The following is a 10,743-nucleotide window of genomic DNA, read 5'->3' on the forward strand; positions in this document are numbered from 1 at the left end:
CGCCGGCGCCGACCCGGTAGCCGCCGGACTTGATCAGGTCTACCGACTCGCGCCCGACGATGCGGTGCATCCCGTCAGCGTCGATGACCGCGGCGTCACCGGTGCGGTGCCAGCCGTCGGTGTCGAACGCCTCGGCGGTCGCGTCCGGCCGGTTCAAGTAGCCGTTGAACAGCGTCGGACCTCGAACCTGCAGTCGCCCAATGGTTTCGGCATCATGCGGTACCGGATTTCCGTCGTCGTCGACCAGCCGGGATTCGATGCCGGCCAGCGGACGGCCGACCCAACCGGGCCGCCGTTCACCGTCGGCCCGTGTCGACAACGTGATCAGCGACTCGGTCGCCCCGTACCGTTCGACGGGTGCATGCCCGGTCAGCCGGACCAACTGGTCGAACACCGGCACCGGCAGCCCGGCGCTGCCGGACACCAATAGCCGCGCCGAACGCAGCGCCTCGGCAGCCGTCGGGTCGGCGACCACCCGCGACCACACCGTCGGCACGCCGAAATACAGCGTGCCGTTCGCGGCCGCGTAGGCCTCCGGAGTCGGCTTGCCGGTGTGCACAAAGCGATTCCCGACACGCAGCGATCCGAGCAGGCCCAGCACCAGACCGTGTACGTGAAACAGCGGCAGGCCGTGCACCAGGGTGTCGTCGGCGGTCCACTGCCATGCCTCGGCCAGTGCGTCCAGGTCAGCGGCAATCGCCGCGCCGCTGAGCTGCACCCCTTTGGGCGGACCGGTGGTGCCCGAGGTGTAGATGATCAACGCGGTTTCCTGCGGCGACGGCACCGGCTGGCGATGCCAGGACCGCGCCCCGATCCGCACCGGAATGTGCGGCAGACCTTCGGCTGCTTCATCGTCGCGGGGCGCCGCACCCAGCCATGCCTGTGCGCCGGAATCGGTGAGGATGTGGCGACGTTCGGCCTGGCCGACGTCGGCCGGCACTGGGACCACCGGCACCCCCGCGATCAGGCAGCCGGCGATGGCCAGTGCGGTCGGCGCGGTGGGCGTGGCCAGCACCGCGATCCGACCCGCGCCCCGGACTCGCTCGGCCACCGAGTTGGCGGCGCCGACGAAGTCGCTGCGGCTGAGCGTGACCTGATCGAGGTCGAACCGGACGGCGTCCTCGACATCGCGGCCACCTGCGACGACGGAAGGATCCAGCGAGGTCAGCAGCACGTGAGCAGGCTACCCGGCGGATTCAGGCCGGCGAGTCAGTGGTCGGCACACGCGCCAAATCAGCACCGACCGGTGCGGTGCGGGGTGGCGGCGCAGACAGCGGTCCAGTCGCCGAATCAAATCCTGACATGAGTCATCCGTCGCCCCGAGTGCCGCCGTACCCACTTCGAGAACGCCAAACGCCGAGGCGCCGCACGGGCTGGTGCCGTAGGACCTGTCAGCGGTGGACGTTGGACCCTACGTCTGGGACGTCGAGATCGCAACGCTGGCTACAACGTCGCGAATGCCCCACAGCGAGGTTGCCATGGCCAGTGCCGGAGAAGTCTTGCGAGCCCACGAAAACCAGGAGGTCGATTGATGCCTACAAGCGCGCTGGACAGCAGCGTCATCGATGATGCGGTGACCTCGGCGTGTCGCGCCCCGTCGCTACACAACAGCCAGCCCTGGCAATGGGTTTACCGCGACGGCCAGCTTCGACTGTTCCTCGACTCGAGCCGAATCATGGATGCCGACCACTCGGCGCGGGAAGCGCTAATCGGCTGCGGCGCAGCGCTAGATCACCTACGGACAGCGATGGCTGCCGCCGGCTGGCAGGCTGTCATCGAACGATCTCCCGACTCGGACCGCCCACAGTATCTGGCGACGATCGACTTCGAACCAGTCAGCTTTGTCACCGCGCGAGACCGCCTGATGGCGGATGCCATCTGGACGCGTCGCACCGACCGATTGCCTTTCGGAGCACCGACCAACTGGCGTTCGATTTCCTCGATCTGGGTCAGCGGCGCCGGCAACCCATCGGTCCACGTCGAGACGGTACCCGATGGCATGGTTGCAAAACTGGAAGATGCAGCCCAGCTGGCGGAGTCGCTTCGGCTATACGACGGTGCCTATCACGCTGAACTAGACTGGTGGACGGCGCCATTCGAGAACACCGAGGGCATCCCGCACAGCTCCTTGGTCTCGGCTTCCGAAAGCGACCGAGTCGGCATCGAACGCGTTTTTCCCGTCATTAGCGGCACCGAGCGCCGTACCGAGATTACCGAAGATCACGCCGCGATCATGCTGTTGTCCACCGAAGGAGACAGTCGCGCTGACGCTTTGGCCGCCGGCGAGGCGCTGTCGGCGACGTTGCTGAGTTGCACCGTGGCCGGCCTTGCCACCTGCACGGTGACCCACCTCACCGAGTTACCCGCGACCCGCGAAGTGATCCGTTCGCTGATGAATCACGATGCCGTACCGCAGGTTTTGGTCAGAGTCGGTCTGGTGCCGGTTGCCGAACGCACTCCCAAGCCCACACCGCGACGGCCCCTTCCGCAGGTCCTGCGCACCAGGGCCTTCGACTGACTTAGCAGCATGCTCACTCACATTGGCAGCGTCGCGGACGACCACCTCCCCATCCACGAGGCGCGGCCAGCCAGTGCGGGTCATCGACGGGCACTATTGCCCTCCACCGGTAGACGTTGGGCCCTACGCGTGGGCCACCCGAATTGCGAGGCTGTGTGCATCGTCGCAGTAACCCTGAGGTGAGGTCGCCATGCAGAGCTTCGTAATCCGTCCGATGACGTGGCCGGTCCTGCGACTGTTCAGCCGCAATCCGCTGATTCGACTGAGCGACCGCATCGAAACCGCGGTGGTTGCCCTGGCCGTCTTGTTCGTTGTCGTCGCCGCGGCCGGCGCCGGGGTGATGGGAACGGTGATTCACGACAGGCAGGCTCAGAAGTATCGCGAACAGGCGCAAACGCGGCATACCGTGGTCGCCTGGGCTGTCGACGACAGCCAGCCGACGGTGTCGCCGGAGACGACCCCCTTCATGGTCCACGCTCGTTGGAAGGTCAACGGCGTCGATCACCTCGAACTGCTGGGCTGGAACAGGGCCACGAAGGCCGGTGATGCCCTCGAGATCTGGGTCGACAATTACGGCCGAGCCGTCACGGCTCCTCGGCCGATCGGGCGAGCCGTCGTCGATGCGGTGGCGGCGGCGTTCATTGGCTGGGTGATCGCGATTCTGGCCGCCGCGGAGGTGGTCGGCGCATTGTGCGCGCATCTAAGGCGAGTACGAGATGACCAGTGGAACAGAGATATTCGAAGCCTCGTCGACGGCGGCTTCACCAACCGCCAGTAGTGACCGCCGCCGGCGCCAGCGCCCGCAACCCGTGGATCCACGCAGGGAGATTCGAATGTCCACTCCGGAAACCAATCTGGGCATCGTGGTCGGTGTCGACGGCTCGCCGGCGGCCAAGTACGCGGTCGACTGGGCGGCGCGGGACGCCGCGATGCGCGATACCCGCCTCACGCTGGTACACGCCGTGCGCCCGATCGGGCTCACCCAGCCGCCACTGACCTCGGCGACGAGTTTCTCGCGCTGGCAGGTCGAGCATGGACAGCGGGTTCTCGACGAGGCCGTCCGACTCGCCGCCGACGCCGCTCCCGATGGCGAGCCCGAGCAGATCGAAACGGAGATGCTGTTCGCCCAGGCGGTCCCGACGCTGATCGACCTGTCCAAAGACGCCGATCTGGTTGTCGTCGGTTCCCGGGGACGCGGACCGATTGCCCGCAGCGTGTTGGGCTCGGTGAGCGCGAGCCTGATCCGCCACGCGCACTGCCCGGTGGCGATCATTCACGACGAGGACCCGCTGATGGCCGACCCCGCGCACGCACCGATCCTGGTCGGCATCGACGGCTCACCCGCGTCGGAGCCAGCGACCGCGATCGCGTTTCAGGAGGCCTCCTGGCGACGTGTCGACCTCGTCGCCCTGCACGTGTGGAGCGACGTCGAAGTCAACGACTACCCCGCGATCGACTGGCCGGCGATGAAGCCGGCCGCCGAGGAAGTCCTGGCCGAACGACTGGCCGGTTGGCAAGAACGCTACCCCGATGTGACGGTGCGGCGGGTGGTCGAATGCGACCATCCCACATACCAACTCATCCGGCACTCGGAAATGACGCAGTTGGTGGTCGTCGGCAGCCACGGCAGAGGCGGATTCGCCGGCATGTTGTTGGGATCGGTGAGCAATTCGCTGGCTCATTCGGCACGGATGCCGGTGATCGTCGCGCGTCAACCCTGACCGCGCACAGCGGACGACCACACGAATCGACCTGGAGCGGCTGACCGGCATCCACGAGCGCCGTGTCTCGGTCGGAGAAGAAGACTCGTTGAGCCTCGCCACGTCGGCAGCGCGCGATTGCCTTGACAGGGCACACTGCGATCCAGCGACCATCGACGTCGTGATCAATTGCAGCATCACCAAACTCCGTGACGGCATGCATCAGTGGTTGGAGCCGTCGATGGCCAGCGCCGTCGCGCACGCCATCGGAGCGGACAACGCGATGACCTTCGATCTCTCCAATGCCTGCGCTGGAATGCTCAGCGGGGTAACCGTTCTCAACAACTGGATCCGGCAAAGCAGCATCCGCCGCGGGTTGGTGGTCAGCGGCGATCAGCCGCCGTCGTGAAATCGGACGTTTGTCAACTACCCACGACAGCGAGATCGGCCGGACCGGCGACGAGTTCGAAGAAGCGCTCGACGTCGCCACGGCGGCATACCGCAGTACCCGGAGTCATCATCATGGCGGCCCCGGCGGCCACTCCGAAGCGCACCGAGGTGGCCAACGTCCAACCGCGCGTCAGCCCGACCGTGATGGCCGCCACCATCGCGTCACCGGCGCCAACTCCACTGTTGGAACGCACTTTGATCGCCGGGATACGTTGAGCCTGATCGGATGTCACCAGAAGCGCACCGCGGTCGCCGACCGACACCACGATGACCTGCGCATGTCCGCCGGCGATCAGTTCGCGGGCCGCCGCGACCTGCTCTGCCTCGGTTGCCAGTTCACCCCCGACGGATTCGCGTAACTCTCGAATGCTCGGCTTGATCAGGTAGACCCCGGATGTGATGTGCCGCAGGGCCGGACCGGATGCGTCCAGGATCAGCTGGGCTCCCAGATCGCAGCAGACCCCGGCAATCCGCTGATAGAAGTCCGTGGGCACCCCGGGCGGCAGGCTGCCGCTGACCACCACGAATCGGGCGGAGGCCGCAGCGCGGCGAAGTTCATCGACGCACTGGGCCCGTTCGGCGAATGTCAAGTGTGGGCCCGGCAGCACAAACCGGTACTGCTGCCCGGTGACCGCCTCGTCGACGGCGAAGCTCTCCCGCGTCCGCCCGGCAATGTCGACGCGATGATACGGAACATGCTCTGCCGTCAGCAGATCGACCACCACCTGCCCCGTCGGTCCGCCGGCCGGGAACACCGCCGCGACCTTCGCCCCGAGTATGTGGGCGATCCGCGCAACGTTGATGCCGCCGCCGCCCGGGTCATGCCGCGTGCCATGACAGCGGAGCTTTTCGGTGGGACGGACCTGGTGGACTCCGGTCGTGATGTCGAGGGCCGGATTCATCGTCAGCGTCACGATGGTGGGCCGGTCACCGTTGGAACTTGTGTCGCAGGTAATCACCTGATGCAACCCCGCCTACAGGCCCGTCGGATAGGTTTCGGGAGTCTCGCCCGCCACCCACTGGCTGGTCACTTCCAGCGGCTGAAGCGCCTGGGTGGTCTCGATGTGGATCATCGCGTCGAACTGATCGGCCGGCCGCACGTGAAAGTAGTGACTTTGCCGCTCGGTCGCCGGCAGATAGATGACGCCGATCGCTCGGCCCAGCCGGACCACATCCAACGCCTGGTCCGCGCCGGCGTCCGAGGAGATGAAGAACGCCGGGTTACCGGTCTGGTGGAACAACTCCTCGACGCTTCCCGCCAATGCGGGCCGGACAATCTTCCGTTCGGCCACGCCGCCCCATTCGGCGGCGGCGGTCACGGTGCCGGAGTAGGTGCTGAACCCGATCAACCGGGCTTGATCGCGGTAACGTTGCCGGGCCAGTTGGCCCAGGGTCAGCTGACCGTCGGCGGACACCTCGGTCGCTCGTGCGTCACCGACATGAGAGTTGTGCGCCCACACGACGATTCGTGCGGGCGATGGATCGTGGTGGCGGTCCAGATGCTCCAGCAACGCGTGCAGCGTCTGGGCCATGTGCTGGTCGCGCAGGTTCCAGGAGGTCACCCGCGCACCGAACATCGCCCGGTAATAGCGCTCGGCGTCCCGCACAACCTGAGCATTCTGCTCGGCGTAGAACAACTCGTCCTCGGCGAGTAATCCGTCACGACGCGCGTAGGCCAACGCGTTTCGCTGAATCTCGACCAATTGTTCGATGGCTTCCTTTTCGCACGACAAGCCGGCGCCGAAAGCGGCACGCATGCCGTAGGCCTGGCCGTCATCGGCGGAGGAGACGTGATCGAAGCACGAGTATCGGGATCGCGCGCGGGCCGCGGCCCGTGGGTCGATCGTCTCGAGGTAGCCCACCACCTCCTGCATCGATCGATGCAGGCTGTAGAGATCCAGTCCGTAGAAGCCGGTTTGACGGCGGCCTTGGTCTTCACAGCGCCGATTCTCGGTCCGCAACCAGTCGGCGAAATCGCGAACATCCGTGTTACGCCACATCCACGACGGGAATCTCTCGAAGCCGCGTAACGCCTGCTCGGCAGTGTAGTCGTCACCCATCCCGCGTACGTACCGATTGACCCGGTAAGCGTCGGGCCAATCCGCCTCGGCGGCCACCGCACAGAATCCCTTCTCCTGGATCAGCCACTTCGTTATCTCGGCGCGAGCTTGATAAAACTCGTGAGTGCCGTGCGAACTTTCACCGATAAGAACCACCCGTGCGTCACCGACCAACTCCGACAACACCTCTCGGGGCGGCACACCGCCGGGTGCATCGACGGCGAAGCGCCGAACGATGTCGGCGGCCGTCTCGGCGACCGGCGCGGCAGCGCGCGCGGTGGTCGGGGTGGCAAGCAGGGTCTGGACCTCCTGATCACTGACCTGATTGAAATCCCAGTACGCGGCGCCGACGGCGAAGAACGGAGTCGGCATCGATGCGCAAACCATATCGTCGACCAGGCCTGCGAATTCGCGACAAGTCGATTCCGGCGCCGATGGCACCGCGATCACGATGCGCGCCGGCTGCGCGTCCCGCAGCGCTTGCACTGCGGCGAACATACTTGCACCCGTGGCCAATCCGTCGTCGACGAGGATGACGGTCTTACCGGTCACGACGAGCGGCGGACGCCCATCGCGGTAGGCGGCCTCGCGCCTGGCCAGCTCGCGCCCCTCCCGCTCGGCGATATCGCGCAATTGTTGCGGCGTGATCTGCAGGCCCCGGACCACATCGTCGTTCAGCACGATGCGGCCGCCGCTGGCGAGCGCGCCGGCGGCGAATTCCTCGTGGCCCGGCACGCCGAGCTTGCGCACGATGAACGCGTCGAGCGGCGCATGGAGCGCGCCGGCGACCTCCCAGGCCACCGGTACCCCGCCGCGCGCCAGGCCCAGGACCACCACGTCTGGCTTGTCCCGGTACGCCTGCAGCAGACCGGCCAACACCCGGCCGGCCTCACGGCGGTTGCGGAACAACCGATCTGGCGTGTCCTTGCCCAGGACAATCGCTCTGCTCATCGAGGTCTCTTCTCATTCAGGTCGCGAGCAACGCTGAGCCGGGCACGCGTTGGGGGCGGGCGGTACCGCAGCCGGAATGGGGTGCCGCTGCGGTCCCGCCCCTCAAACTGGTCACTTGGTGGATGCGATCGGCACGTGCTTTTCGACCGGCTTGGAGTCGTTAATGGCGATCGAGACGGTCAGGATGCCCTTGTCGTAGCGGGCCTTGACGTCGTCTTCGTCGGCACCGGGCGGCAGCGACACGGTGCGGACGAACGACCCGTAGGAGAATTCGGAGCGACCGTTGAACTCTTTGTGCTCGCTGCGCTCGGCCTTGACCGTCAATTGGCCGTCGCGCAGCGTGATGTCGATGTCCTTGGCCGGGTCGACACCGGGGATCTCCGCCCGCACCTCATAGTGGCCGTCTTTGATTTCGTCCTCGAGACGCATCAACCGGGTGTCCAACGTCGGCCGGAGTCCGGTGAACGACGGGAACGCGGCGAATAGGTCGGAGATGTCGGGAAAGATCGAATGCTGGTGACGCTTGACTGGAAGGGTGCTCATCTCTGCTCTCCTGCTGGGTGATTTTCTGCTGTCGTAACAGGATTCGACCACTTAGCGCGAAGCCGCAGTAGGGACCGAAGTCCTATCATCACGGGGTCATTCGTCGGCGTCGGCCCGGCTTGTCCGCCCAAAAGGTGGCTTTCGGCCCTAGAGCGGCGCTGTCCGTTTTTGCGATCGTAGGAGTGGATCCGCCCGGGTTGCGGCCGCGACCGCGAACGACCGGGACCGGGCAGATCCCCTCGCCTCCAGGCCGCCCCCGGACCGGTGATCGGCGCGCGGCTTTACGCACTGCCAGAGGCGCTGTTTTCCGTTGACTTGTGGAGGTTGAGCATGACGAATATCCCGTTGGCCCGCATCGCGGGCTTCACGGTGAAAGTCAACTGGAGCGTGCTGGTGATCCTGTGGCTGTTCACCTGGAGCCTGGCTTCGAGCCTGCCCCTCACCGCCCCGGGCTACTCGACCCGCGCCTACTGGCTGGCCGGTCTGTGCGGCGCCACGGTTCTGCTCGCCTCGCTGCTGGCTCACGAACTGGCACACGCCATTGTGGCCCGCCGCGCCGGGGTGAAGGTCGTTGACGTGACGCTGTGGCTGCTGGGCGGTGTCACCCGGCTGGGCAGCGAGGCCACCACACCGCAGACCGCGTTCCGGATCGCCGTGGCCGGCCCGGCCACCAGTTTGCTGCTGGGAGCGTTATTCGGTTCTGCAGGTTGGGAATTGAGGGCACTCGGTGTGGCGCACATCGCGGTCGGGGTGGCGTGGTGGCTGGCAGGGATCAACGCGTTGCTGGGCGTTTTCAATCTGCTGCCCGGCGCCCCGTTGGACGGCGGCCAAGTTCTGCGTGCGTGGCTCTGGCGCCGTCACGGCGATGCCACCCGAGCCGCGCTGAGTGCCGCGCGGGCCGGCCGCTACGTCGCGTTCGTGCTGATCGCGTTCGGGCTGTTCGAGTTTCTGGCCGGCGCCCTGGTCGCCGGCGTGTGGCTAGCCTTCATAGGCTGGTTCATCTTGTCGGCCGCCCATGTCGACCAGACGCAGGTGCTGACCCGCGACGCGCTGGCCGATGTGCGGGTCGCCGAGACGATGACGCCCGACCCGCACACCGCTCCCGCCTGGATCAACGTGCAGGATTTCATCGAGCGTTATCTGCTGGGCGACCGGCATTCGGCGTACCCGGTCAAGGATCACGACGGGTCGATCGTCGGACTGGTATCCCTGACTCAATTGCGTCGGGTGCCGCCCGACCAGCGCGTCACCACCACGGTGGGTGACATCGCGGTTTCACTCAACGACGTCACCGTCGCAACGCCCGACGAGCCGGTCACCACCCTGCTTGAGCGGCTGGGATCGAATCACGCGCAGCGTGCCCTCGTCGTCGAAGCCGGCCGCCTCGTGGGCATCGTCACCGCAGCCGATCTGAGTCGCCTGATTGAGGTGCGTCGGCTGTCCAGCCCCGTCGCTTGGTCCTGACCCAACTGAGAACTGGATGAAGAATCGGAGACAAACCATGAGCGACAACCCCATTGGACGGGCCGTCATCGTCGGCATCGACGGTTCACCGGCGGCCGTCCATGCCGCCGTGTGGGCCGCTGACGAGGCCAGCAGTCGTGAGGTGCCGCTACGCCTGCTGACGGCTCTCAAACAGACTCACCCCAGCGCGGAGGATTATCACCGTGACGTCGTCCACGCCGAAACGGCACTTCGGACGGCCAAGTCGGCGGTCGAGGCCACGGGAATACCAGTGAAAATCGAGACCGAGACCCTCCGCGGACAGCCGGGGATGATTCTGCTGTCCGAGTCCGACGACGCCGAGATGATATGCGTTGGCTCGGTAGGCATCGACCGGTATTCCCGGGCGTTATTGGGCTCAACCGCAACCGAAATCGCGGAGCGCGCTCATTGCCCGGTCGCGGTGATCCGTTCGCAGCCCAATCAGCCCACGCAGGCCATCAATTGGATTGTGGTGGCGCTCGACGAATCGCCCGAACGCGATCGCGTTGTCGACGAGGCGATGCGAGAAGCAGCGCTACGCAAACTTCCCGTGCTGGCGGTCGGTTCGGGCAAAGCCGACGGCGCCGACGCGGCGGCTCATGAACTTGACAAACACGTGTGGCCTTGGAAGCACTGGTATCCCGATGTGCACATCTATCCGGTCGTCGCGCACGACGGGGTTGCCGATTTCCTGAAGAGCGTCGACGACTTGGTTCCGTTGACCGTTGTCGGGTCTGTCGATGCCGGTGAGCTTGCCCAAATCGTCGGACCGTACGAGCATCCCATCTTCCACACCGCGCAGTCCTCGGTGCTGATCATTCACGAGTAATACTCGCGACCGTCTGTCACGCGGCGCGTGGGAAATCCGCGGTCGGGCTTGCCTTGTGCGAGACCGGCCGGCCTCGTGGGGGCACCCAGCCGACGTAGGCCAGATACAACCCGATCAACACCTCGACAGCGGCGCCGGAACGCCACCAGCCGGTGGAATCGATCGCCGAGTTGGCCATCGCGAAATAGGAGTGCGATGCGGTCACCA

Annotated in this window: 9 protein-coding genes and 2 pseudogenes; 6 read left to right on the plus strand and 5 right to left on the minus strand. The window is 66.1% G+C overall.

What is annotated here, in order from left to right; all coding sequences use genetic code 11:
* Positions 1-1,174 (minus strand): AMP-binding protein (locus AC2VOG_RS15890; RefSeq protein WP_486940835.1); only part of this gene is annotated, 1,174 nt, incomplete at its 3' end.
* Positions 1,175-1,531: 357 nt separating this feature from the next.
* Between AC2VOG_RS15890 and AC2VOG_RS15895 the strand changes: the two genes are divergently transcribed.
* The 4 genes and pseudogenes from AC2VOG_RS15895 to AC2VOG_RS15910 form a co-directional block, all read left to right on the plus strand.
* Positions 1,532-2,518, plus strand: a complete 987-nt coding sequence (locus AC2VOG_RS15895) for an Acg family FMN-binding oxidoreductase (RefSeq protein WP_486940836.1) — start codon at positions 1,532-1,534, stop codon at positions 2,516-2,518.
* A gap of 214 nt (positions 2,519-2,732) precedes the next feature.
* The gene (locus AC2VOG_RS15900; RefSeq protein ID WP_486940837.1) at positions 2,733-3,296 is read left to right on the plus strand and encodes an Rv1733c family protein; all 564 of its coding nucleotides are present in this window, start codon (positions 2,733-2,735) and stop codon (positions 3,294-3,296) included.
* 55 nt (positions 3,297-3,351) lie between these two features.
* Positions 3,352-4,239: a universal stress protein gene (locus tag AC2VOG_RS15905; RefSeq protein ID WP_486940838.1), complete on the plus strand. Its 888-nt coding sequence runs from the start codon at positions 3,352-3,354 to the stop codon at positions 4,237-4,239.
* A gap of 10 nt (positions 4,240-4,249) precedes the next feature.
* Positions 4,250-4,612: pseudogene (locus AC2VOG_RS15910) on the plus strand (3-oxoacyl-ACP synthase); the annotation flags it as partial.
* 28 nt (positions 4,613-4,640) lie between these two features.
* On the opposite strand, the gene AC2VOG_RS15915 reads toward AC2VOG_RS15910, so the two are convergent.
* From AC2VOG_RS15915 to AC2VOG_RS15925, 3 genes are all read right to left on the minus strand, one after another.
* Positions 4,641-5,624, minus strand: a complete 984-nt coding sequence (locus AC2VOG_RS15915) for a 1-phosphofructokinase family hexose kinase (protein ID WP_486940843.1) — start codon at positions 5,622-5,624, stop codon at positions 4,641-4,643.
* An 18-nt stretch (positions 5,625-5,642) separates the two neighbouring features.
* The gene (locus AC2VOG_RS15920) at positions 5,643-7,679 is read right to left on the minus strand and encodes an erythromycin esterase family protein (RefSeq protein ID WP_486940839.1); all 2,037 of its coding nucleotides are present in this window, start codon (positions 7,677-7,679) and stop codon (positions 5,643-5,645) included.
* Positions 7,680-7,790: 111 nt separating this feature from the next.
* Positions 7,791-8,222, minus strand: coding sequence for an Hsp20/alpha crystallin family protein (locus AC2VOG_RS15925; protein ID WP_486940840.1), 432 nt, complete (start codon positions 8,220-8,222; stop codon positions 7,791-7,793).
* Positions 8,223-8,552: 330 nt separating this feature from the next.
* On the opposite strand from AC2VOG_RS15925, the gene AC2VOG_RS15930 reads away from it, so the two are divergent.
* Together AC2VOG_RS15930 and AC2VOG_RS15935 are read left to right on the plus strand one after the other, a co-directional pair.
* A complete protein-coding gene (locus AC2VOG_RS15930; protein WP_486940841.1) occupies positions 8,553-9,686 on the plus strand; it encodes a site-2 protease family protein in 1,134 nt (377 codons plus the stop codon).
* 37 nt (positions 9,687-9,723) lie between these two features.
* Entirely contained in the window at positions 9,724-10,536 is an 813-nt protein-coding gene (locus tag AC2VOG_RS15935; protein WP_486940842.1) for a universal stress protein, read from the plus strand.
* 16 nt (positions 10,537-10,552) lie between these two features.
* On the opposite strand, the pseudogene AC2VOG_RS15940 reads toward AC2VOG_RS15935, so the two are convergent.
* A pseudogene (locus AC2VOG_RS15940) lies at positions 10,553-10,743 on the minus strand (hypothetical protein); the annotation flags it as partial.

It is taken from the genome of Mycobacterium sp. TH-M11, from assembly GCF_057473725.1.

Bases quoted from the DNA above. Each gene is read 5' to 3' on its own strand.
- AC2VOG_RS15935 (WP_486940842.1), top strand. From the start codon at position 9,724: ATGAGCGACAACCCCATTGGACGGGCCGTCATCGTCGGCATCGACGGT.
- AC2VOG_RS15925 (WP_486940840.1), bottom strand. From the start codon at position 8,222: ATGAGCACCCTTCCAGTCAAGCGTCACCAGCATTCGATCTTTCCCGAC.
- AC2VOG_RS15930 (WP_486940841.1), top strand. From the start codon at position 8,553: ATGACGAATATCCCGTTGGCCCGCATCGCGGGCTTCACGGTGAAAGTC.
- AC2VOG_RS15905 (WP_486940838.1), top strand. From the start codon at position 3,352: ATGTCCACTCCGGAAACCAATCTGGGCATCGTGGTCGGTGTCGACGGC.
- AC2VOG_RS15920 (WP_486940839.1), bottom strand. From the start codon at position 7,679: ATGAGCAGAGCGATTGTCCTGGGCAAGGACACGCCAGATCGGTTGTTC.
- AC2VOG_RS15900 (WP_486940837.1), top strand. From the start codon at position 2,733: ATGACGTGGCCGGTCCTGCGACTGTTCAGCCGCAATCCGCTGATTCGA.
- AC2VOG_RS15895 (WP_486940836.1), top strand. From the start codon at position 1,532: ATGCCTACAAGCGCGCTGGACAGCAGCGTCATCGATGATGCGGTGACC.